Source organism: Archangium lipolyticum (genome assembly GCF_024623785.1).
GTDB lineage: Bacteria > Myxococcota > Myxococcia > Myxococcales > Myxococcaceae > Archangium > Archangium lipolyticum.
In genome coordinates this window covers 21,611-44,722 of sequence record NZ_JANKBZ010000016.1, presented here as the reverse complement: position 1 = coordinate 44,722, position 23,112 = coordinate 21,611, and the positions used below count along the sequence as shown (strand labels likewise).

Annotated in this window: 20 protein-coding genes; 13 read left to right on the top strand and 7 right to left on the bottom strand. The window is 68.7% G+C overall.

Annotated features, from left to right (window positions below; genetic code table 11):
• Positions 1 to 56 precede the first annotated feature (56 nt).
• Entirely contained in the window at positions 57 to 1,655 is a 1,599-nt protein-coding gene (locus NR810_RS29770; RefSeq protein WP_257457676.1) for a CapA family protein, read from the bottom strand.
• 245 nt (positions 1,656 to 1,900) lie between these two features.
• Between NR810_RS29770 and NR810_RS29765 the strand changes: the two genes are divergently transcribed.
• From NR810_RS29765 to NR810_RS29755, 3 genes are all read left to right on the top strand, one after another.
• Entirely contained in the window at positions 1,901 to 2,398 is a 498-nt protein-coding gene (locus tag NR810_RS29765; protein WP_257457674.1) for a DUF4365 domain-containing protein, read from the top strand.
• The gene (locus tag NR810_RS29760; protein ID WP_257457673.1) at positions 2,395 to 3,528 is read left to right on the top strand and encodes a hypothetical protein; all 1,134 of its coding nucleotides are present in this window, start codon (positions 2,395 to 2,397) and stop codon (positions 3,526 to 3,528) included. The genes NR810_RS29765 and NR810_RS29760 overlap by 4 nt, the downstream gene beginning before the upstream one ends.
• Before the next feature lie 77 nt (positions 3,529 to 3,605).
• Complete coding sequence (locus NR810_RS29755; protein ID WP_257457672.1) at positions 3,606 to 3,989, top strand: Ig-like domain-containing protein; 384 nt, start codon at positions 3,606 to 3,608, stop codon at positions 3,987 to 3,989.
• A 33-nt stretch (positions 3,990 to 4,022) separates the two neighbouring features.
• On the opposite strand, the gene NR810_RS29750 is transcribed toward NR810_RS29755, so the two are convergent.
• Positions 4,023 to 4,784 carry a hypothetical protein gene (locus NR810_RS29750; protein ID WP_257457671.1) on the bottom strand — a complete coding sequence of 254 codons (762 nt, stop codon included), beginning with the start codon at positions 4,782 to 4,784 and terminating at the stop codon, positions 4,023 to 4,025.
• A 69-nt stretch (positions 4,785 to 4,853) separates the two neighbouring features.
• Here NR810_RS29750 and NR810_RS29745 point away from each other — a divergent pair, with 69 nt between their 5' ends.
• The 3 genes from NR810_RS29745 to NR810_RS29735 all read left to right on the top strand — a co-directional run bounded on the left by NR810_RS29745 (position 4,854) and on the right by NR810_RS29735 (position 8,545).
• Positions 4,854 to 5,747, top strand: a complete 894-nt coding sequence (locus tag NR810_RS29745; RefSeq protein WP_257457670.1) for a metallophosphoesterase family protein — start codon at positions 4,854 to 4,856, stop codon at positions 5,745 to 5,747.
• Positions 5,748 to 5,810: 63 nt separating this feature from the next.
• Positions 5,811 to 7,184, top strand: coding sequence for a hypothetical protein (locus NR810_RS29740; RefSeq protein ID WP_257457669.1), 1,374 nt, complete (start codon positions 5,811 to 5,813; stop codon positions 7,182 to 7,184).
• A gap of 113 nt (positions 7,185 to 7,297) precedes the next feature.
• Positions 7,298 to 8,545 carry a hypothetical protein gene (locus NR810_RS29735; RefSeq protein WP_257457668.1) on the top strand — a complete coding sequence of 416 codons (1,248 nt, stop codon included), beginning with the start codon at positions 7,298 to 7,300 and terminating at the stop codon, positions 8,543 to 8,545.
• Between the two features lie 95 nt (positions 8,546 to 8,640).
• Here NR810_RS29735 and NR810_RS29730 read toward each other — a convergent pair whose 3' ends face one another.
• Both NR810_RS29730 and NR810_RS29725 read right to left on the bottom strand, forming a co-directional pair.
• Complete coding sequence (locus NR810_RS29730) at positions 8,641 to 9,603, bottom strand: hypothetical protein (protein WP_257457667.1); 963 nt, start codon at positions 9,601 to 9,603, stop codon at positions 8,641 to 8,643.
• Positions 9,604 to 9,701: 98 nt separating this feature from the next.
• Positions 9,702 to 11,075 carry an MFS transporter gene (locus NR810_RS29725; RefSeq protein ID WP_257457666.1) on the bottom strand — a complete coding sequence of 458 codons (1,374 nt, stop codon included), beginning with the start codon at positions 11,073 to 11,075 and terminating at the stop codon, positions 9,702 to 9,704.
• 70 nt (positions 11,076 to 11,145) lie between these two features.
• Between NR810_RS29725 and NR810_RS29720 the strand changes: the two genes are divergently transcribed.
• The 6 genes from NR810_RS29720 (at position 11,146) to NR810_RS29695 (ending at position 16,633) form a co-directional block, all read left to right on the top strand.
• A complete protein-coding gene (locus NR810_RS29720; protein WP_257457664.1) occupies positions 11,146 to 12,039 on the top strand; it encodes a LysR family transcriptional regulator in 894 nt (297 codons plus the stop codon).
• A gap of 256 nt (positions 12,040 to 12,295) precedes the next feature.
• Entirely contained in the window at positions 12,296 to 12,751 is a 456-nt protein-coding gene (locus NR810_RS29715) for a hypothetical protein (protein WP_257457662.1), read from the top strand.
• Between the two features lie 7 nt (positions 12,752 to 12,758).
• Positions 12,759 to 13,256 (top strand): hypothetical protein, encoded by a 498-nt coding sequence (locus tag NR810_RS29710; RefSeq protein WP_257457661.1) that lies wholly within the window; start codon positions 12,759 to 12,761, stop codon positions 13,254 to 13,256.
• Positions 13,257 to 13,274: 18 nt separating this feature from the next.
• Positions 13,275 to 14,462, top strand: coding sequence for a winged helix-turn-helix domain-containing protein (locus tag NR810_RS29705; RefSeq protein ID WP_257457660.1), 1,188 nt, complete (start codon positions 13,275 to 13,277; stop codon positions 14,460 to 14,462).
• 30 nt (positions 14,463 to 14,492) lie between these two features.
• Entirely contained in the window at positions 14,493 to 15,035 is a 543-nt protein-coding gene (locus NR810_RS29700; protein WP_257457657.1) for a GNAT family N-acetyltransferase, read from the top strand.
• Between the two features lie 32 nt (positions 15,036 to 15,067).
• On the top strand, positions 15,068 to 16,633 hold the full coding sequence (locus NR810_RS29695; RefSeq protein ID WP_257457656.1) for an alpha/beta hydrolase-fold protein: 1,566 nt from the start codon (positions 15,068 to 15,070) through the stop codon (positions 16,631 to 16,633).
• Positions 16,634 to 16,639: 6 nt separating this feature from the next.
• Here NR810_RS29695 and NR810_RS29690 read toward each other — a convergent pair whose 3' ends face one another.
• On the bottom strand, positions 16,640 to 17,398 hold the full coding sequence (locus NR810_RS29690; RefSeq protein WP_257457910.1) for a tRNA1(Val) (adenine(37)-N6)-methyltransferase: 759 nt from the start codon (positions 17,396 to 17,398) through the stop codon (positions 16,640 to 16,642).
• Positions 17,399 to 17,518: 120 nt separating this feature from the next.
• Here NR810_RS29690 and NR810_RS29685 point away from each other — a divergent pair, with 120 nt between their 5' ends.
• Entirely contained in the window at positions 17,519 to 18,028 is a 510-nt protein-coding gene (locus tag NR810_RS29685) for a hypothetical protein (protein WP_257457655.1), read from the top strand.
• Between the two features lie 21 nt (positions 18,029 to 18,049).
• Here the strand turns inward: NR810_RS29685 and NR810_RS29680 are convergent, their stop codons facing one another.
• Together NR810_RS29680 and NR810_RS29675 are read right to left on the bottom strand one after the other, a co-directional pair.
• Complete coding sequence (locus NR810_RS29680) at positions 18,050 to 18,967, bottom strand: hypothetical protein (protein ID WP_257457654.1); 918 nt, start codon at positions 18,965 to 18,967, stop codon at positions 18,050 to 18,052.
• Between the two features lie 41 nt (positions 18,968 to 19,008).
• Positions 19,009 to 23,031, bottom strand: a complete 4,023-nt coding sequence (locus NR810_RS29675) for a hypothetical protein (RefSeq protein WP_257457653.1) — start codon at positions 23,029 to 23,031, stop codon at positions 19,009 to 19,011.
• Between the last annotated feature and the right edge of the window lie 81 nt (positions 23,032 to 23,112).

Here is a 23,112-nt window from a genome sequence, read left to right as displayed (position 1 = left end):
GGAGAGGGCCGGGGTGAGGGTATGCGTCCCCGTGCTCCTCCCGGTGCAACGAGAGGCTACTCCGCGCCGGTGGCGATGGCCTTGCGAGGAGTGATGACGCCGTCCGTGCCCACCACGGCGCCGGTATCGGGGAAGTCCTCGGAGGTGAGGCGGCGCACGAGGGGAATGACCTCGCCGGAGGGATCGGGCTGGGGGATGCCGCGGCCTTCCTGGCGGGTGGGGAGGATGCGGCCGGAGCGGAAGCGGCCCTGGGAGTCGAGCTCCACGTCCACGATCATGCCGAGCCCCTGAGGGCCCTTGAGGTTGAAGGTGCCGTAGGTGGCGAAGTTGCCCATGGAGTAGACGATGAGCCGATCCTTGTAGAACTCCAGGGCGCGCACGACGTGGGGCCCGTGGCCGAGCACCAGGTCGGCACCAGCGTCGATGACGGCGTGGGTGAAGACGCGCAGGTTGCCGCGGTTCTCGCCGAAGAACATCTCGGAGCCACGGGGGATGTTGAGGGCCTTGGAGCCCTCGGCGCCGCCGTGGAAGGAGACGAGGACGAGGTCGTGGTTCTGCTTCACCGAGCGCACGAGGGCGGCGGCGCTGGGGGTGTCATTGAGGTAGTTGCAGTTGGCGGAGGTGTGGAAGGCGACCATGCCGATGCGCAGGCCGTTGCGCTCGACGGTGGCGACGGTGCCGGCGGGGCCGCTCCAGCGGATGCCGAGCGCATCGAGGGTGGACTCGGTCTCGCGGCGGCACAGCTCGCCGAAGTCACCGGAGTGGTTGTTGGCGGTGGAGGCCAGGTCGACGCCCGCGTCCTGGAGGTACTTGCCGTAACGGGTGGGGGAGCGGAAGGCGTAGCAGTTGCCGCTCTTGCGGCACTTCTTGGTCTCGCCGTTGTCGCAGAGGGGGCCCTCGAGGTTGATGAAGGTGAGGTCCGCGTCGCGCAGGAGGGGGGCGACGGTGGCGAGGCTGGAGACACCATCATCGGGGGGCAGGAGGCCCTCGGGGAAGGAGGAGCCGAGCATCACGTCACCGACGGCGCGGATGCGCAGACGGGCGTTCTTGGGAGGAGCGGGGCGGGGAGAGGGCTTGCCCGACTCGACGGAGGCGAGCTTCTGCTGAAGGGAGGACTGGCCGCGGGCCTGGGTGAGGGCGTCCTCGAGGTCGGGATGGTTGGGGTCGAGCTTCTGCACCTGGGTCCACTCGGAGAGGGCGTCGGACCAGCGGTTGACGAGCGAGTAGGCCCAGCCGAGCTCCCAGTGGCAGTCGATGCGGGAGGGAGCGGCGCGGGTGCAGGCGGAGAAGGCGTCGATGGCGGCGTTGGCGTCCTTGACCTTGAGGGCCTCGACCCCCCTGGCGTAGAGCGCGTCAGCTCCCTCTCCCCCTGGGAGAGGGTTGGGGTGAGGGTCTTCGGCCTGCGCGGCGGGAGCGGCAGGGGCCTCGGGAGCAGCCGGAGCAGCCGGAGCAGCAGGGGCGGCGGGAGCCTCTGAAGCGGCGGGGGCGGCGGGAGCGGGAGCGGCACTGCTCGCGGAGCCCTGATCGACGGGCTGAGAGCGGGAAGCGGACTCGGACTCGGCCACGGAGGGGCCACGAGCGGTCGCGCAGCCACCAAGGGCGGAGAGCGCGAGCACGGAGAGCAGAAGGGAGCGGGAGCGCATGAGGGCGCGCATCTTACGGCTCCCAGGTCCACGGACAGAGGAAAGCGTGCGCACACGTCCAGCGCTCGACGGCGGAGCAGCCGGGCGGGCGTCCAGGAGTGAGGTAGAGGAAATCCCCGCTGCCCTGAAGGAGGCGAGGAGAAGGTCGAGGGGCCGTGCCCACCACAGTCCACCTGACCGCTTGAGTTGGCCCGGAAAGGCTCCTACAGTCCACCTCTCGGGTTCGGTGGAGCGGATGGAAGGGGCAGGGGATGGGGATGGACATCAACCAGCGCAAAGAGAAGTTTGGCGAGGCGTACCTCCGCGCTGTCGCCAGCGTAGCTGGCTTCACGCTGTACAGGCCCGAGGTCGATGATGACAGCGTGGACTGGGGCATCGCCGCTCGAGGCACTGAAGTGTTGCGCCGCAGACCGCGCGTCGAGCTGCAGCTCAAGTGCACCTCGGCTGATGTCCTCCGGGAGGACGGACTCCACTTCGCCCTGGGTCTGCGCAACTATGAGCAGCTCCGGGAGACGAACCTCCTCGTGCCCCGGATCCTCCTCGTCGTCCGCGTCCCGGTCGAACCCGGCGAATGGCTATCTCAATCGGAGCGGGAGCTCACGCTACGCCACTGCGCCTGGTGGGTATCACTGCGTGGACTCGAACCGACCCCCAATACCGGAACCGTCACGGTCGTACTCCCGCGCCTTCAGGTGCTGAGTCCAGGGGCACTCCACAGGATGATGGAGCGCATCAACCGGGGAGAGGCGCCATGAAACCCGACACGGAATCCTTGATGGCCCTGCGTCCACTCGAGCTGGCGGCCTATCTGCGGAGCCGGGGATGGCACGAAGCCGAGCGTCTGGGCGAGCGTGCCTCCATCTGGCTGGCAAGACGGGGAGGAGAGGAGTTGGAGCTCCTCCTGCCTCTGGACCCCACGCCAGGTGACTACATGTCACGGCTGGCGGAGGTCGTCTCGACGCTGGAAGCGGCCGAGGCGCGTCCACGCTCGGAGATCCTCGACGACATAGCGGCAACGACAGCCGACACCGTCCGCTTCCGCTTCCTGGGTCCCACCTTCGAGCAACACTCGGTCAACGTCGAGCACGGGGTGCACATCTACGAAAACGTGAGGGAGTTGTTGCTCGCCGCGGCCTGTGCGGCGGTTGGACCCCGCCCGGTCTTCTCCACCCGGAAGCCCACACGAGCGCTCGAATACCTCACCACCGTCCAGCTCGCGCCCCCGGCACGGGGAAGCTACGTAGTCACCGTGCGCTCCCCGGTGCCACCGACACTGGCCCACCAGGGAGCCCCTCTCCCCGAGGCGGATGAGCCCTTCGAGCGCCGGGTCATCTCGACCCTGGCCACTTCGCTCGCGGGCGCGCATCGCGCCGCCATCCGCGCGGCTTCCGGTGCGACCTTCCAGCCATTCCACGACGAGGTGGCATCGGGTGTCAGCGCCAATCTGTGCGAGGCACTCGCCGGGCTCGTCGCGCGAAGTGGGGCACGCACGTGCGAGATCACCGTGGCCGAGGCTCCCAGCCGCCCCGGCTTGGAGGAGCGGCACGTATCCTTCTCGGCGGACGTGGCTCCGGTGCTTCGGGAAGCAGCGCGTGTCTTCCGCGCGAGCGCCCTTCGTGAGGATTTCGAGCTGGAGGGGCTCGTCATCCGGCTCGAGCGAGGCGAGGGAGCCACCACGGGTATCGTCACCGTCGCGGGGGTGGTCGACTCCAGCCTCCGCAAGGTGCGGTTGGAGTTGGAAGCCAACGACTACCCGACAGCCATCGAGGCCCACCTCAAAGCGCGGCCCGTGCGCTGTGAGGGCGAGCTCGTCCGCGAGGGCCGTGCCCATGTCCTGCGCCACCCGCGTCGGTTCGTCCTGAAGTCGGAGGAGCGCGAGGAATGAGTTTCGAGCCCTGGACAGTCCCGCTTCCACTGCGACAGGGTCGGAATGAGACTCTTCCCTCTTCACGAGGATTCCCCATGCGCCTCTTCCCCACCGCCGCGGTGCTCGCCGTCTCCGCCCTCCTTCCCGCCTGTGAGGTTCCGATCTCCGAGTACTGTACCCTCGAGGCACGGCCCTCGGTGCAGGTGACGGTGGTGGATGCACAGGGCAATCCGCAGCGGGACGCCCGCGTCACCTTCACGCGGGACGGCGGCCCCGAGCAGCAGGCTCAGTGCAATGGCGGTCGCGACCCGCAGCAGGGCAACTGCGACACCTGGGTGACGGAGTACGAGCGGCCGGGCCAGTTCGTCATCAAGGCCACGAGCGCCGACGGCCAGCGCTCCGTGCAGCAACAGGTCACCGTGACCGAGGACGAGTGCCACGTCCGCAGCGAGTCCGTGAAGCTCGTCCTCCCGGGCTGAACCGTCTCCCCACGAAACGGGCTGACCCCGCCCTCACGGCGTGCAGCTTCCCTCCAGCGACAAGCGGTAGCCCGGAGAGCAGCTGCCCGCCTCGACGCACCAGCCATCGCCTCCGTCGTGCAGACCGGGCCCACAGGCCGACGCCTCGAAGCACTTCGCTTCCGGGTCACCCGTGCTGAGCAGCTCCCCGTGCAACTCCAGGCCCCCGAGATTCACCGTCAGCTCCGCGGGTGAGGGGCTCGCGCGGTAGAGGCGCAGGGGATACGCCGGAAAGCCCAGCCGAACCGACCGCATGCACACCCGCTCGGCCATGCGCTCGGGGACCTCCCGAGGCCCGAGATGAAGCCACGGCGCGAAGCCCTCCGGAGTGCCGTAGACACCCTCCACCGCGTCCAGGAAACCCGGACACGCCGAGTCCGCCGTGAGCCGCGCCTCCGTGAGCCCTCCCTGGACACCGTTCCTCCCCGTGAAGACGAGCCGCAGGGGACACTCTCCTCGAGCCAGCGACACGGTGAACTCGAGCCGGGCCACACACCGGTCCTCGACCGCGTCCACGTCCACCTTGTGCACGGCCGTCACCGTCACCCTTCCGCCGCTGTAGTCGATGGGCACCCCGCCCGCCTGGACGATGCCCGAGGGCGACAGCCGCGAGGCACAGGCCCCCGCGTCCGAAGAACCCTCGTCCGGCGGGTAATAGCCGGGATCGATCGCCACACCGGGCTCGAGCACCCAGCAGCCCGAGGTCATCGTTCCCATCAGCACGAGACCGAGCAGTGTCCTCCCTCGACGTGACATCCCGGCTCCTCCCAACGCTACGTTCGACGCCTCGCAGTGCATTGCCCGAAACCCTCCGGAGTGGATCCCATGAACCTGTCCCCCCTTCTGCGCCGCGCGGGGAGCGCGGCCCTGCTTCTGTCACTCGGTGCCTGCCAGACGGCGGGAGTCTCGGGAGGAACGAGCTCGCAGGTGCGTCCGCCACCGGCGGTCCTGGTGGGAGCGGGAGACATCGCGAGCTGCGAGTCGGACCAGGACGAGGCCACGGCGAAGCTGTTGGATGGACTCGAGGGGACGGTGTTCACGCTGGGGGACAACGCCTATCCGGATGGCACGGCGGAAGACTACGCGAAGTGCTACGCGCCTTCATGGGGGCGGCACAAGCAGCGCACGCGCCCGACGCCGGGCAACCATGAGTACCACTCGGCCCGGGCGCAGCCGTACTTCGAGTACTTCGGCGAGGCGGCGGGCAGGCCGGGCCAGGGCTACTACAGCTACGAGGCGGGCACCTGGCACGTGGTGGTGCTCAACACCGAGCTTCCGGCGGAGGCGCGAGCGGAGCAGGAGCGCTGGCTGCGCGAGGACCTGAAGGCGAACCCGGCACGGTGCACGCTGGCCTACTGGCACCGGCCGCTCTTCAGCTCGGGGTGGGAGCGGGACAACCCGGGCGTGAAGGAGCTGTGGGACGCGCTGTACGAGGCCGGAGCGGAGCTGGTGCTGTCGGGCCACGACCACTTCTACGAGCGCTTCGCCCCCCAGACGCCCGACGGCCACGCGGATCCAGAGCGGGGCATCCGGGAGTTCGTGGTGGGAACGGGAGGCAAGGACTCCTACGTCTTCGGCGATCCCCAGCCCCACAGCGAGGTGCGCCAGAGCGACACCTTCGGGGTGCTGAAGCTCACGCTGGAGGACGGCGCCTACTCGTGGGAGTTCCTCTCCGTGGAAGGTGACTTCGAGGATCGGGGCCAGGGCGTCTGTCATTAGAAGCCCGGGTACCTCCAGCGGAAGTCCGCACTTTCCAGTACAGTCGTTACCTGGAGGTAGGCATTGGCGAGCAAGGACCGGGTCCTGGGTGAAGTACGGAGGCTGGCGAGCTTCGACGAGAACGGCATCGCCCACCGGGCCCTCCTCATCCTGATGCTGGCGCTGCTCCCGGCGTGCGGAGGCTGTCACAAGACGGACGCCGAGCGCGCCGCGGAGGAGCGGGCGAAGATCGAGAAGCGGATTCGCGACTCGAACACGCTCGTGCCCTACCGCGCGCTCAAACTGACACTGAGGGCCCATGGCGCGGAGGATCAGCCCGAGGCGGTGACGGCGCTCTGGGAGATGGTGCAGGAGACACAGAAGCTGCCACAGCGGGAGCTCACCCCGGAGGAGGCGCGCCAGGCGGCGGCGACGTACCTGAAGCTGGCCATCGCCTTCTATCGGGCGAAGCAGACGCTGCGGGAGCACGACGAGGACGACTATCCACTGCTGTGGTCGAAGCTGGAGCTCGCGAAGCAGACACGGCCCGAGCCGCCGTTGCCCGGCTACGACGAGGGCATGGAGCACCTGTTCGAGGGGCTGTTGCTGGTGCTGCTGGACACGGTGGACCAAGGCAACCGGCTGCCGATGACGGACCTGACGCTCTACGAGTTCTCCCGCGCCACGCCGCAACCCGGGTGGCCCGCCCTGCTGCGCACGGTGTCGCGTGCGGGCCGGGGCCTGTCCTTCATGCAGGCGCGCTACCACTACGCCTCCGAGGAGGAGCTCACCGCCTACGTGACCGAGGTGGAGGCGCTGCCGGAAGTGGACCTGCGCCTGCTGGGCCAGCTGAGCCACGGGGGAGCGACTCCAGAGCGGACGCGCGAGGGCCTGCTGGCGGCGGGCTACTTCCTGCGCGCGTGGAACCGGATGCAGCTGAAGCGGGACGAGCCGGCGGCGGACGACGTGGAGCGGGGGCTGAAGTCACTGGAGAACCTCGGCATCGAGAATGAGCTGACGTGGTGGGGCTGGGCCTTCGTGCACTACCGCCGCGAGAAGTATCCGGAGGCGGCGGTGAGCCTCGACAAGCTGGCGAGCAGCCCATACGTGGACGAGCCGACACGCCAGGAGCTCCAGGCCAGCGCGGAGGAGCTGCGCCAGCACGGCAAGAGCCTGCCCATCTTCCGGCAGCACCGCGCTGCGCTCATCCTGGTGCGCGCGCTGGTGGCGAGGGCGGGCGGAGTGGAGGAGCTCCTCGTCACCTTGCTGGGCGAGGAGCGGGCCAGACAGGTGTACGAGCCCGTGGCGTGGATGGACCGGGTGGTGCAAGGACTGGCCGCGGTGAAGGGAGAGGACGTGGTGCGCGAGGCCGGGGGCGTGATGGACAAGGCGCTCGAGGCGGGCAACCAGGGGTGGAGCACGTTGAAGGAGAAGCTCGGTAACTCCGGGCCTCCATAGACAGACAGTCATCCTCTGAACGTCCTGGGGAGCGCACTGGCCGGGTGTGGGCTTGGAGCGCTCCTGACGATGACTACCCTCGGCTCCCCTGAATCGACATCGGGAGCCCCCTCGTGGCCGAAGGTTTCTCGCACGTCTCCCCCCGCGCGCTCGTCCTCTCTCCCCTCCTGCTCGCCATGCTGGTGTCCCGGCCAGTGCGCGCCGACGAGGGCCCCACACCGCTGGAGGACAACCGCCGCATCACCACGGGTTACATCCAGCTCGCCGGGTCCTTCCAGGCGCTGCTCGACCCGGACTTCCAACCTGGGGGCACGAGCGGCGTCCGCCCCAACTGGTTCGGCTTCGCGCCCCATGCCTCGCACGAGGCCGGCAAGGGCATGTTCAACGCGGCGCTCGCGCGGCACCTGCTCGACATGGCCCGGGGACAGCCCTCGCTGTCGGTGGCCGGGGCGCTGGACCGGCTGGGACTCACGGGCACCTTGCGCCTCTCCGTGGAGCAGCTCTCCCTGGAGCTGGTGCTCCAGGGACTGCCCACGGATCCGGCCACGGCGCTCGGCGCGCTCACCACGGGGATGAATGGCCAGGCCCTGGCGGATCCGCGCACCCTGCTGACCACCGCGTCACGACTCGCCTCGCTGTACTGGAGCGCGCCGGGGGTGCATCCGCTCGACAAGGCGGAGGCCGTGGTGCGTACGCTGGAGCGCACCCTGCACGAGGGCAACGTGGCCATCTTCGCGGACATCGGCGGGGCGGCGAATGCGTACCTCGACTGGCGCCAGTCAGCCGGAGCGGTGACACCCGAGCGCGTCCTGGGGGACTTCCAGCTGCCCGGCGCGAGGCCGGAGGAGACACGGCTCGCCTACGCCTACGCACTGGCCCACATGCACGACACGCCGAGACCCCACGTCTTCGACACACTCTTCCCGGGGATGGACGGGAGGAGCCTGGTAGTGGCGGCGTTCGCGCTCTACGAGCGGGCGCGGCTCAGCGGCGAGCCCGGCGAGCGCGAGGCCCTCATCGGGGTGGCGAACAACTACCTGGCGTGGCGCGAGCAGCACGACGCGGTGCAGGTGGCGTTCACCCCGGCCACGGCGCGGACGGACGAGGTGTCACGCCCCGAGGTGATGCGAGCGATGACGCCGATGCTGGTGGTGCACTTCGGCACGCTGGAGTGGACGCTGGCGGACTACGCATACGGCCAGCCGGAGCGGGACGGAAACGTGCTCACGGCGCCGCCGACGGAGTACGGCTGGGCGACGTTCTGGGAGCGCTGGGAGCCCATCCTGGATTCATTCGAGGGGGGCTACGGGGAGCCAGAGGCCCTCTGGGTGATGCCAGGACCCCTGGAGGATCCCTTCTAAACAACAACACCGAACAACAACCCCTCTCCCTCTGGGAGAGGGACGGGGTGAGGGTAGGTCCCCCCGTCCTCCAACCCGCGACCCCCCCCCCGCGCTCACTTGCGCTTCTTGACGGTGACCTTCTTCGCGGGCCGGCAGAGGGCGCTGGGCTTCTTGTCGACGGAGGCCTGCTGGAAGGAGCGGCGCCCATCGCAGGCGATGCGGAGGTCGGGGTTGTCGTCCTTGGGGACGCGGAAGGTCTTGGCCTTGGCGCCGCGGACCATCAGGTGCTGCCACCAGACCTTGGCGCGGTCCTTGCCGTACATGGCGTTGCCGCACTCCACATAGGGGAGGCGACCCAGCACGGAGGAGAAGGAGGGCACATGGGCACCCTCGACGAGCCGGGTGCCGAAGAAGACGCGGCCCTCGTAGCGGACGAAGCCGCAGCCGAGCTCCTCATAACCCTGACCATCTCCCCGGGGAACGGCGACGAAGGCGGGCAACTCGGGGCGGTTGGTGTGGTTGAGATAGAAGAAGCGGACATCGCGGGGCCGGCAGTCGCGATCGACCTCGAAGGTCTCGGCGTCGGCGAGGTCCAGGCGGGTGAGGACGTCGGCGAGCTGGCCGTTGGGCTCCTTGACGTGGTCATCGCCGCCGAGGGACTGGCTCCAGTAGATGGAGGTGGCGTAGCGGAAGAAGCCGCAGCCGAGGGGACGGAAGGAGTCCGGGGCGAAGGGAACGGGCGGGCGGTTCTTGAGGGGGCGCTGGAGGAGGAGGGTGCAGCCGCGGCGGACGCGGTGGCCATCGAGATAGAAACCATGGCCGAGGGGCCGGAGCATGCCCTCGCCGGTGCCGACCTGCTTGTGGCCACACTGGGTGACTTCCGTTTCCACGAAGGCGGGCTGGGCCGGAGCCGGAGCGGGGGCCGGAGCCTGGAGCTCGGCCTGACCGGCGTCCGGAGCGCCGGTGTCGGGGGTGCCCGCGTCCTGGGCGTGCGCGGCGGAGCCCAGGACCAGCGTTCCGAGGAGGAACGCCAGCGGGGGCGGGAGCCGCTTGGATGAAGACCTCGTACTTCCCATGGCGGCGCATCATGACGTGTCCCGGGCCCGGGAGCGAAGAAACCCGTCAGGGAGGCAAGGGCGCACGGGAGGAGGGGAGGCGGGCGTGGGGGAGAGGCTCAGGAGGCGGCGGGCTCGGCATCGGTGACGACCCGGCCGGGAGCGAACCCCCCGAGGGCCAGCGCGGCGATCCCGGCGACGAGGGCGATGAGGGCGAAACGCAGGGAGAACCCGCCGTGGACGAGGTCCACGAGGGCGATGGTGAAGGAGCCGCCGAGCATGCGGGTGGCGTAGATGGCGCTGGTGACCATGCCGCGGTGGTGCCAGGGGGCGCGGGTCTGGGGGCCGATGAGAGAGGTGGAGGCGGCGGGACCGAGCCCGAGCCCCAGGAGGGCGAGGCTGGCGAAGGTGGCGGGGATGCCCCAGCCGCGAGCCACGCCGAGGGCGAGCAGGGAGGCGCCGAGCAGGGCGATGAGGAAACCACCGCCAGCGCTGGCGCGGAGCCCGCCGCGCATGAAGACGCGGACACCGAAGGTGGAACCGAAGGCCCAGCCGGCGAGCAGCGGCACGAGGGCGGTGCCGGCCATGAGGGGGGTGTAGCCGCCGCGCTCGGTCATCCAGAGGGGGACGAAGGCGGTGGTGGTGTAGAGGAGGCCGCCGCCGAGCAGACCGCCGAGCACGCCACTGAGGACGGTGCGATCGCGCACCAGCTCCAGGGGGATGAGAGGGGAGGGGGAGGTGCGCTGCTGACGCACGACGGCGACGAGGCCGATACAGGCGGCAAGCGCGAAGGCGGAACGGAGACCACTGGAGCCCCCGTGCTCGAGGGCGAAGAGGAGCAGGCCGAGCGAAGCGCCGATGAGGGCGGGGCCCCAGAGGTCGACGCGACCGGAGCGGCGTGGGGGGTCGCGGTAGGAGACGTGGAGCATGACGAGCGCGAGCAGGCCGACGGGGACGTTGACGAGGAAGGCCCAGCGCCACGAGGCGTGCATGACGAGCCAGCCGCCGATGAGGGGGCCGATGACGTTGGCGCCACCCCAGGCGGCGGTGAAGACACCCTGGATGGCGGCGCGTTCACGCAGCGTGTAGATGTCGGCGCTGATGGTCATGGTGGTGGGCTGGAGGGCACCGGCGCCGAGCCCCTGGATCAGGCGGAAGACGATGAGGGAGGGGACGGACCAGGCGGCGCCACAGAGCACGGAGCCGAGGAGGAAGAGGCCCATGCCGAGGGTGAAGACGGGCTTGCGGCCGAGGTGATCGGCGAGCTTGCCGAAGAGGAGCACGCCCACGGTGGAGGCGAAGAGGTAGGCGGAGAAGACCCAGGAGTAGAGGTCCTGGCCACCGAGCTCACGGGTGAGGGTGGGCATGGCGCTGGTGACCACGGTGGTCTCGAAGGCGGCGACCACGAGGCCGAGCATCACGGCGGAGGTGGCCATGCGCCGGGCGGTGCCGGGGCGTGCGGCCGGTTGAAGCTCGGAGAGGCTCGCGTCCATGGTGCAGGAGTAGCCAAACCGGGGGCATGCGGAAAGCGCATCCCGCGCATAGAGTGCATGCGGAGAGCGCATGAACACGGAGCAGTTGAAGGCCTTCGCGCAGGTGGCGCGGGAGGGCCGCCTCACGGTGGCGGCGAGGCAGTTGGGGATGTCCCAGCCGGGGCTGTCGAGACAGCTGCAGGCGCTGGAGAAGGAGCTGGGGGTGCGGCTGCTCGTGCGGACACCGGGCGGAGCGGTGCTGACGGACGCGGGGGAGCGCTTCCTGCCGCACGCGAGGCGGGCGCTGGACGCGCTGGCGGCGGGGACGGCGGAGCTGGGGGAGCTCACGACGACGCCGAGGGGCACGGTGGCGCTGGGAGCGCTGCGAACGGTGGGGATGTACCTGCTGCCGGAGCTGGTGCGGGAGTTCAAGAGCCGCTATCCAGAAGTGCTCCCGAGGCTGAGCGAGGGGATGCACGACGCACTGGAGCGGGGCATCGCGAGCGGCGAGTTGGACCTGTGCATCATGAGCCTGCCGTTGAGGCGGGTGGATCTGGTGGCGCAAAAGCTATGGGAGGAGGAGCTGGTGTTGATGGTGCCGAGGGGGCACCGGCTGGCGAGGCTGAAGAGGCCGGTGGCGCTGACGGAGGCGGTGGAGGAGCCGCTGGTGGTGATTCCGGGGATGGCGGGCACGCACGCGCTGGAGGCGGCGTGCGAGGCGCGAGGGGTGAAACCCCGGGTGGCGGTGGAGGTGGACAACGCCGAGGGCTTGCGGCGGATGGTGGAGCAGGGATTGGGGGTGGCGCTGTTGCCGGCGCTGATGGCGCGGGAGCACGAGACCCGGGGCTTCGACGTGGTGGAGGTGACGAAGGGAGGCCCGAGGCGTCAGGTGGTGCTGGTGCACCGGGGCGAGGAGTACCTCACGGCGGCGGCGAGGGCGCTCAAGTCCTTCATCGTGGAATCACTGCGCCGCTCCGGGCCCTGAAAACAGACAGCCCTGGCTCAGGGCGTTGGAGCGAAGTAGCCGTACTCCTCATCGGTCGCGAGCACCATCGCGCACGCGACCAGCACCAGCCCCAAAGACAGACGAACCAGATGACACATGGCGTATCCCCCCGAAAATGCGAGCCCCTCATCTCAGGACGGCAACGACCCCTCTCCCGTGACATTGGCGTCTCCCAGGGCGCTCTCCCTGTTGCGACACCTGCGTCATATCCACTCGAATCCACTGGAGCCGCGACATGGCCCTGCCTCTCCGTACAGTTGCGTTCGTGATGGCGATCCTGCTGGTGGGCGTTCTTCCCTCCTGCGCACATTCTCTTGACCAGGGCGGAGGGGGAGGCTTTGGACGCAGCACCACGGAAGCACGAATCACCCACCTCATCTCCGAAGGTCAGTTCGCGGAGGCCGAGGCGCTCATTTCCGAGTCCGCCTCAGCGAGGCTGATAGAGCAGTCGACCGCAGTTGCTCTGCGAAGGCAGATCGCGGATCTCTCGATGAAGCTGGGAGAGATTCCAGCTCGGCTGCAGCGAGTCCCGAGCTTTCCAGCAAAACTCAAGGACTTCACTCGCTTTCAGATCCAGAAGATGTACGACAGTGGTGACTTCAGCATTGCATCGAAGAAAGAGCTCCAGACCGCGTTGAAGCTCTTGAAGGATGTCGCGAAGGACAGTTCGCGGCTTCTTCAGAAGATCTGAGGAGATCATGCACCCGAGCCCGCGCGAATTGCAGCAGATGCTCTCCGAGGCCAGGAGTCTGGAGTTGGGAAGTCCCCGGCAGTTGCAACTCCTCGAGACCATCCGGACACACTGCCCGGCTTTCGTCCCCGCGCTCCTGCTCTCAAGCAGGGCCGAGCTCTGGGGTCAGGAAGACGCCGGCCCACCAGAAGCCTTCTTCGACGAGGTCGAGCGGATGCTCCACGACGCCGTCGATGCCTCGGGCCGGGAACCCGCGGCGCTCATCGGACTGGCTCGCTTCATGAGCGTCGTGCGTGACTCACCTCGAGACGCCGAGGCTCTCTACCGTGAGGCTTCGACGAGGGCGTTGGAGATGCTGGAAGAGTCATGGGCGGGCCTCATCGAGGCGCTCGGCGAACAGGACAAGACGGACGAGGCGGCGCGTACCGCGGAGAGCGCCCGTGGAGTCTTCCCCCAGTCGAAGCAGATCTCCGAAGCGTGTGATCTCGCGAAGCTCGGCAGGTAGAATCGCACCCACCTCTCGATGCCCAAGCCAACCTCCCCCCTTCCCGTGACACTACCCCCGGACGAGGCACGGGCCTTCCTCGTCAGCCACCTGGGGCTCGCCACACCCGCGTACCCCCAGGGTGCCGAGGGCGTTCGCGCCCTGCTGCGGCACCTGCGTCACATCCAGTTGGATCCGCTGGACGTCATCGGCACCAACGCGGACCTGGTCGCACTCGCGCGCGTGGACGGCATCTCCAAGGGCGATGTGTACCGCCACCTCTACCCGGGCCACGCCTTCGAGCACTGGGCCAAGGAGCGCTGCATCCTCCCCGCCAGTGCCTTCCCCCACTACCGCGAGCGCTCCCTCGAAACGCCCTGGTGGCACATCGCCACCCGCCTGGAGCGTCTCCCCGCGAAGGTGCTCGGCGCCGTGCTGGAGGAGCTCGAGGCCCATGGTCCCCTCACCGCTGCGGAGCTGACCGACCACGGCGCGGTGCAGCCTCTGGATTGGAGCGGATGGAAGGGCACTGGAAAGGCCAGCTCCATGGCACTCGAGGTGCTGTGGACGCGCTGTCAGATCGTCGTGTGCGGCCGGGGCCCCGGGGGCAAGCGCTATGACGTGCCGCACCGCGCCCTGCCGGACGTGGCACGGGCCTCCGTCGGCTACACCGGCGACGAGGGCTTCTCGCGCTGGGCCCTCGGGGAGCGCGTCGAGGCCGCGGGCCTTCTCTCCCGGGTGTCCGGGCCCCACTGGTCCACCCTGTCCTCCGTGCGCACCTCGCCGCTGCCCGACACGCTCGTGCGCGAGGGCGTGCTGGAGGAGATCGTCCTGCCGGGCTCGCCCCGCCGCTACCTCGCTCCCCGGGGCTTCCGCTCGCGGCCCGTGACTCCGCCGGACGATCGGATGCGAATCCTCGGCCCGTTGGATCCACTGCTGTGGGACCGCGCCCTGGTGAAGCACCTCTTCGGCTTCGAGTACGTCTGGGAGGTCTACAAGCCCGAGGAGCAGCGCCTCTGGGGCTGGTACGTGTGCCCCCTCCTGCACCGCGGCCAGCTGGTGGGGCGGCTCGAGGCACGCGTGCAGGACGGCGTCCTGCGTGTGGAGAAGTTGTGGAGAGAAAAGGGCGTGAAGCTGGACGACACGGCGCTCGACGAGGCCCTGACGCGCCATGCCAGGGCCTGCGGCGCGGTGAAGGTGCGCCGGCCCCGGGCCCGGGTGGGCTGAGGGTCGCGCCACCTGCTAGGGTTGCCCTCAATGACAGCTCCCAGGGGAGAGATCCTGTTCGAGATCGGGGAGTACCGGGTGCGGCGGCTCTCGGAGGAGGACGCGCCGATGCTCCGCGAGCTGGGAGAGCGCTGCCTGGATCACATCGAGTTGCACTACGGCTCGCCGCCCGATCCCTCTCAGCTGATCCCCGACCTGCTGTCGGACCTGCCTCCGGGCAAGACGCTCGCGGACAAGTTCGGCATGGGCGTCTTCGATGGCGCGGGCCGGTTGGTGGGAGGCATCGACGTCATCCGCGACTACCCGGAGCCGCGCGAGTGGTACCTGGGGTTGCTGGTGCTGGACCCCGGCCATCGCAATCATGGCCTGGGAGCGGGATTGATGAACGCGCTGACACAGTGGCTGCGACTGCGGGAGGCCGCGTACCTGCGCCTGGCGGTGTCGGAGCACAACGCGGCGGGCCAGCGCTTCTGGACGCGCCTGGGCTTCCAGCCCGTGAAGCAGGTCATCGCCGAGTTCGGCAACAAGCAGAGCGTGTTCCATGTGCTGCGCCGCGCACTGGAAACGCGATGATTTCCCCCCACCCCCCAGCCACACGCACGAACATGACGCACACACATCCCTCGCGGTTCACGTTCCTCCTGCTGGTCGCGCTGACGGCCCTGGCCGGCTGCGAGCCCAAGCCCGACCCCACCCCCACCGAGCAGAACTACACCGACGTCCAGTTCAACGTGACGGTGCCCACCGAGACGCCCGTCGACGCCACCCTGCTGCTCAAGGGTGAGGATCCGTCGTTCAAAGGTCCCTCCGGACAAGGCCTGGAGCTCACCTTCCAGGGTGGCAACACCTTCTCCGTGAAGGCGAGGCTGCCCAAGAACAAGGAGCTCACCTACACCCTCCAGATGACCTCGCCGACCGCGCAGGTGGCGCTCGACTCGGCGGGGGCGCCGGTGCCCGCCCGGACCGTCCAGGTCCACGAGAACGAGGAGATGGTGGACTTCGAGGTGGAGCGCTGGGGTCCGGAGGGTGGCCACACCGGGCCGCTGACCGTCTTCATCGTCGCGGTCCCGGAGATCACCCCGCCGGACGCGGAGATCTGGCTGTCCGGCAACCAGCCCGAGCTGGGCAACTGGAACGGCGCGGGCGTGAAGCTCTACAAGGCGGTGAACAACAGCTACGCCACCTCGCTCTCCTTCCCGGCGGGCAAGTCGCTCGCCTTCAAGGCGACGCGCGGCTCGTGGGAGACGGTGGAGAAGAGCGCCGAGGGCCAGGAGGTGGGCGACCACCTCTTCAAGACGGGAGGAGGCTTCGAGCGCGTCTCCATCACGGTGGGCTCGTGGGCGGACTTCGGCAGCGTGCCGCCGCCGCAGGTGCTCACCGGCATCATCAAGTACCACCGCTCCGTCACGCCGAAGGACACCACGCTCAAGCCGCGCGACATCATCGTCTGGCTGCCGCCGGGCTACGAGGACCAGAACAACACGACGCGCTACCCGGTGCTGTACATGCATGACGGGCAGAACCTGATGGACGCCACCACGGCGGCGTACAAGGTGGAGTGGGGCGTGGACGAGACGGCTCAGAAGCTCGTCATGGAAGGCAAGGTGGAGCCCCTCATCATCGTGGGCATCTACAACGCGGGGAATGACCGCATCGCCGAGTACACGCACGTGCCCAGCCCGCCCAAGTACCCCAACGGCGGCAAGGCGGATGCGTATGGCGGCTTCCTCGTCGAGGAGCTCAAGCCGTTCATCGACAAGACGTACCGCACACTGCCCGAAGGGCGGCACACGGGCCTCGCGGGCTCGTCGCTGGGGGGCCTCGTGTCCCTGTACCTGGGCATGAAGTACCCGGACACGTTCTCCCGGCTGGGCGTCGTCTCGCCCTCGGTGTGGTGGGCCAACAAGGACATCATCGCCCGGGTGAAGGAGCTGCGCGGCCATCTGTCGCTGCGCATCTGGGAGGACATCGGCACCGCCGAGGGCGACAGCACCCAGGCGGAGACGGAGACGGTCGAGGACGCCGCGGAGCTGCGTGACGCGCTGGTGGCCCAGGGGTGGGTGCTCGACTCCGACCTGAAGTACACCGTGGTGGAGGGCGGCACGCACAACGAGGCGGCCTGGGCCGCGCGCTTCGGGGACATCCTCCAGTACCTGTACCCGCCCCGGTAATCCCTCTCAGTCCCGCTCGGCCCGGGGTGGCTCCATCAGCGAGGCCACCTCGGGCGAGTAGCCCCCGGGGCCCTCACCGTGGGCGATGAGCGGCGGGCGCACCGCGAGCCCCCGCTGCCTGTCTCGCACCGCGTGCACGAGGAAGCGCGTCGCCGGAGCCTCCACGCGCGCGTGCACGAAGCGCAGGGCCACCGGGTACAGCTTCGCCGCCACGAGCAGCGCGAGCACCTCCGCCACGCGCGCCGCCGGGTACACGAGGCTCACCCGTCCCCCCGGTGCCAGCGCGTGCCGGGCCGCCGCCACCACCGAGGGCGCGTCACACGCCAGCTCCTGCTTGGACACGGCACGCTCCTCGTCCGGGCTGCGCACTCCCGCGTGCGCCGGGCGGAACGGAGGGTTGGACACCACGTGCGCGTAGGCCCCGGGTTGAAACAGCGAGCGCGCCTCGCGCAGATCCCCGAGCACGGGCCGCACCCGCCCCTCGCAGGCATTGAGGGCCACGGCACGCACCAGCCGCGCGTGTACCTCGGGCTGCAGCTCCAGCGCGTCCACCGGCCCCAGGCCGAACTGGCACGCCAGCAGGAAGGACACCACGCCACTGCCCGCGCCGAGCTCCAACAACGGGCCTCCCGCGTCCGCGCCCTCGGTGGCCGCGAAGGCCGCGAGCAGCACCGCGTCCAACGTGAAGCGGTAGCCGCTCCGGCGCTGCAACACCCGCACGCCCGCGGTGCCGATGGAGTCGAGCGTCTCGTCCGGCGCGGGCATCACGGAGTCCTCGGAACTGTCGGGCACAAGGCCCTCACTCTATCCGGCCGTGTACAGCCCGCGAGCCCTCCCCGTGGCCGGGGGTGGCTTCACCCGGAGTGATGCACAGCTTGCCCGGCCATGGTCCGCCACCTCTCCCTTCCCGCCGTGCTCCTGGCGCTGGCCTCCAGTGGTTGTGGCAACCAGCTGGAGCCTTGCACCGAGGGCTGCCCGGACATCTCCGGGGTATACGCCGTCCAGAACGCCACACCCGTGGGGCAGTGTCCCTTCAGTCCCTACCTGCTCGCTCCCACCGTGCAGCTGCTGCAGAGCGACAACGGACGGAAGGCCACCCTCGACGTCATCGATCCGTCCTCGAACCTCGAGGTGCAACTGACGGGCGATGTCTATGCGCGCGGACCGGGGGAGGACTCCGAGCTGCTCGGCTCGTTCCAGCTCAACTCCTCGGTGGTACGAGCCGCCAGCCAGTCGGACGGGCAGCCGAGGGTGCTGGACGTGAGCGCGACGGGCTCGGTGTCACTGCGCGAGGGCCGCCGCGTGCTGTCCGCGACGCTGAGCACCACGGACATCACGAATGGCGAGAGCACCGGTTGCAGCATCTCCCTCGCCATCACGGGCGAGGGGAGCTGAGCGCGGGCGCGGCTCCAGACGTCAGGGAGCGCGCTGGTAGTCGGTGAAGATGACCAGCACCTCGTTGCGGACGTTGCCGAGCACGGTGACGACGTAGACGTTCTCGGGCGATTTGGGCTGGCTGATGAGGCGGAAGGGGTCGAAGTTGAAGTACGGCGCCGCGCTGCTCTTCATCTTGCCGTAGGCGGCCGTGCTGGCGTTCCAGGCATACAGACGGCTCTGCCGGTCGAAGGCCAGCACCGTGAGCACCGGGCTTCCAGAAGCTCCCCCCGTCGGCGGGGTGTCCAGGGCTCCCGGCGGCAGCGTGCCCTGGACGCGATAGGACTTGCCCGCCTGGAAGTCGAGGTCGGTGCGAATCACCCCGGCCACGGCCTTGGGTGACTTGGGCGAGGCGCCGAAGGCGAGGAGATCGCCGTTCTTCACCTCATAGGGCGACTGCCCGGTTCCCTTGCGCGCGGGATTGGCCGGCACCTGGACCGTCTGGATGGGCGTCACCAGATCATCCAACCAGAGGAAGACCTGGTAGTAGGCCTGATCCGGCGGAAGGTTGAGCAGGGCGCAGAGGTCGACGTTGAAGTAGCCACTCTCGCGCAAGGCATTGCGGGCGGGCCCGGGGCCAGCGGCATCCTCGTCGCTCATCAACGGGAGGATGGCGTCCTCCTCCTCGTCCTCGATGGCGGGATTGAGATCCGACAGGAAGACCTGACCGCTGGTGGCGTGGATCGCCACCACGGTGATGGGCTTGGGGATCTGCCCGCCGTAGAGCTCGGTGTAGGGCCAGCCCAGCTCATACACACCGAGCAGGGCGATGCTCGGACCACTGGCGCTCTGCCCGGGCTGGAGCGTGAAGGCCAGGTTGGCGAAGGCCTGGGAGAACTTCGGGGAGGAGGGCTGCGGGTCGTACCAGAGGGTCGCGGGGATGCGGAAATCGTTGCTCATGTCTTGCTCCGCTCAGTCGAGGGAATCTCTTCGGAAGGGGCCTAGAAGTCGGTGTCTCCCACCACCTTGGGGACGGAGAGATCCCTCGCCCGCAGGGCCTGGCCGCAGTTGGGGCAGTAGTTCACCGTGATGGGCGTCGAGAGTGAGTGGTACATGATGCACGAGGGCGAGACTCCCACATCGACGAGCTGGCCGGTGTCCAGCTGGGCCGCGGCGAAGTTCTCGACCGCGGACCTGCAATGATTGCCCGTGCCGATCTGGGCGCCGTAGGGAGGAGCGACCTCGCTCACCTTGTCCGGCGGCGGCGGGTTCCTCGAGTTGTAGCGGGTCTGGTTGTTGCGACCGAGATACCAATGGACGTTGCCGTTCTGTCCCTGGTTCGGCACCTTGTTCGCGGTGAGGCCGAGGTAATGGCCGGTCTCGTGCCACATGGTGTGGTTGGCGGACGCGGTCGCGTCGTAGCCGGCGAGGGTGGCCGCCTTCTGCTCCCGGTTGCGGATGCCCACGAAGGTCTTGCTCCCCGAGGAGAAGCCCGAGACGATGGTCTGTTTCCTCAAGGTCACCTGGACCTTCACCTGGTCGAGCGCGCGCCCTCCCAGCAGGTCGAAGATGTTGATCTTCAGCTTGAAGCTGGCTTCGCCCTCGTAGGTGAGGGAGACGCGGTCATCCGGGATGGCGTTGATCACACTGTTGTCCAGCGCCAACACCTTCCCACTTCCCGCGACGAGCCAGTTGGCCTTGGCGGAGAGGTCGTAGGGGTCATTGAGCACCTTCGACACCATCACCAACGTGGGAGCGGTGATCTCGATCCGCTTGGGGGTGGGGGCACCGGAGGCGATGGTATCCATGAGCACGAGGTCGAACGTCCGCTCGGTCGAAGCGGGCAGCCCGTTGCCGGTCCACCACGCGCCCGTGGCATTCGCCTTGGTGATCACTCCCGTATGGGGAACGATCAGGACATTGCCCTTGCGCTCCATCTCGAGGAAGGAGCCGGCGTATTTGTTGATGAAGGTCGGCTCGTTGGCGCGGTTGGTGTAGTCACCCCCGGCATGACGCCGCATCACCGCGAGCGTATAGAAGATCTTCTGCCAGACCTCGAGCGGCTTGGATCGGGTGGTGGCCGGCGCGGTGTCTCCCTTCGCCCCGAGCTCGGTCTCGCCCTTGCGGGCGTCATCGGCGAGGAAGGCCACGGCGTAGAACCTGTCACCGCCGTAGCGGGAGAGCTTGATCCGGGCGCTGGCCTTGCCATCGGAGCCGGTCGCCGCGGTCACGTGCTTGTCAGCGGCCTTGAGCTCGTCTGGGACGTTGGGCACCCGGGGGGTCCCGACGGCGGCGTTGCCATTGCCATTGAACCCCCACAGCATGAAGTCGACATCGATGCCCGCCTTGGCCGGTTCGACCTCGGCGGTGACCAGGACGTTGCGGCCATTCTTCGAGGGATTGCCGTTGTCGTTGGCGAGCAGGGAGCGATCCGGCGGCTGGTTCACGTACTGCGTCCAACCATCGACATCGGGGGTGACCCGGACGATCTTGACCACGGTCATCGCCGCCCAGTCGCCATTGCGCAGTGAAGGCTGGCGGTCCTGCCAGCTCTCGCCGACACGGTCGTCGCGGCGCAGACCGAGCTCGACGCGGACGTCGCACAGGTCGGCGCTCACCGCCTTGCCCTCGGCCCAGTAGGACTTGTCACTGGCGCCCACGTCGGTCTTGCCGAGGGCGAGCGGGCGATCCTTGTCCGCGGCCACGGTGGTGCCGGCCTCGCTATCGTGGAGGGTCAGCCGATCCTGGGTGGAGACGACGCTCACGAGCACCTGATACGAGGCCGCCGCCGCCGGCCAGGTGCTGGTGTCGACCTTCTTGAGCACCAACCTGGCGCGGCCGTACTGCTTCTGGACGTTCTGGACGTGGAGGGAGCGGCCTTCCTGGCGCATGGCCCGGGGGGACATGGCCACCTCGGTGATGGGCGAGGTGCCGCCGTCGTCGCGGTAGACCGTCAGCTTCAGGGGAATGACGGCGAGCTCCCTCTTCGCCTCGCTGGCCACCGTGATGGCCGGAGTGGAGACAGACGGCTCCGGCGCCTTGGCCTTCAGGGTCAGCGTGCTCTTTCCGGAGGCAACGCCTCGCAGGTAGTAGACACGGGCCGGGTCGATGAGCGCCGCATTGGGGATGAGGGCCTTGTCGTCGCGGAAGTTGAGCTCGAGGGTACAGGCCTCGTCGAGGTAGACCCGGACGTTGCCATTGTCCCGCTTCAACTCGCCGTCGCAGGTGTACGGAGTGGTTGGCGCGCTCTGTGTGACGTAGAAGCGCGCCCGCACCGGAGTGGTCCTGTTCTTCGCCTCGGAGGAGGTGTCGAGCAACACCAGGTCGTACTCGGTGTCGATGACCGGCGTCACGGTGTTGGAGGCCTCGACGAAGACCGGCACCGCGCTGGTGGCCGTCTCGGGCTCGAGCTGACTGGAGGGCTGGATGATGAGGTAGGGCTTGTTCGGCGCCGGCAGCTCGAGGGCGAGGGAAGCCTCCTTGTCCAACGCACCGTCCCAGGTCAGGTAGAAGGTCTTGCCCGCCTTCAGGTCGGTATTGGAGATCGGAGCCTCCAGCTTCTTGTCCGCGAAGAGCGGATCCTTGCCCTTTCCAGTCCCGTCGAGGGCGGCATAGACGAGGAGTCGGACATCGCCACGCACCAGCGTGCCATCCTGGCCGTAGGGCGCGGACGCATTGCTCTGGGTGATGGCGACCTTGACGGGAGTGAGCCGACCCGGCGCCACCGTCCCCTGAGCGGCGAGCGTCCTGCCAATGAAGTTGGCCGCCTTGATGGGGACCGTGACCGAGGCGGGAGGGGCCAGCGCGAACGCCCTGTCCTTGGCGTCATGGAGGGACAGGCCGAGCGTCACATCACCGGGGGCCGTGCCCGCGAGGTAGAGCTCGAGGGGTTTGCCCGCGGTGAGCAAGGCATTGGGGATGACGGCCTGGTTGTCGAAGAAGGCGACTGGCCGGGTCCGGTCCTCGTTCCAGAACAACTGGAGACTGGGAGAGCCGCGCTGAAGCACCGCGGCGCCCTTGTAGGGGAGGACCTTGCCGGGGGTCTGATCGATCGACAGCAGCACCCTGGGCGAGGTGCCAACGAGCGAAGGGAACCAGAGGGCGCCGTCATGCTCCCGGGGAAGGCCGAGCACCACCCGGGGCGTCACGGTATTGACGGGAACCAACGACACCTGACGGGCCGCCGTTCCGGCCGGTACGACCTGCTTGGGGTCGCTGTTGGGCTTGAGGCTCAGGGTCAGGATGACGGTGGCGGGGGAGACATCCGGTGCCGCCTTCATGAAGAAGGGGAGGGGAGCATTCGGCGCCAGGTTGGAGGAGGGAATCACCGCCTTGCCGTCGGTCACCACCAGCTTCGTGGTGCAGGAGGCGTCGGTGTAGAGCTGGATGCTGGCGTCCTTCGGCGAGAGGGAGAGCTCGCCGGTGCCGTTGTAGGCGGCGGTGGAGTCGTTGTCGGTCCTCTCGTAGGTGAAGGTGACGGCGGTGGGAGCGCCGCTGGGGTAGACCCGGGGGTCGAACGGTTCGGTGTTGCCGATCAGGACCTTGGGGGTCAACACGGCGGCGGCCTTGACGGTGATGTCCTTGGAGGCGCCCGCGTCGTTCTGGATGACGTTGATGCGGTTGCTCTTGGTGCCGGTGGTGAAGTCGGTCTGCTTCCGCTCCGACGTCTCCAGGAGATCCAACACCAGCGTCAGACGGATCGGGACGATGCCGCTGGCGACAATCCCTTTCATGTAGCAGGTGATGCCCGTCCTGCCACCGCCGAAGTCCTGGGTCCTGAGCTGGGCGGGGGTGAGGCGCGCCTGGTTCTCCGAGAACTGGAGCTTCTGCGTGCAGGCGCTGTCCAGGTAGAGGTCGATGCCCTCGCGGCTACGGGTGATCGTTCCACCTCCCGGATAGGGGGCAGTGACCCCATCCGTCTGCGTCATGGAGAAGTCGATCCGCGTCGGCTGCTCCGTTCCCCCGGAGGGATCGAACCAGAGTTCGGCGGATGTACTGATCTGCGGAGTGACGATGTTGGGCATCGGTGGCGTCCTGAGCTTGCAGCCGTGAAAAGCGCTGCCGGGGGGACGCACGGATGCGAGGAGTTGTGACTCACCTCCGAG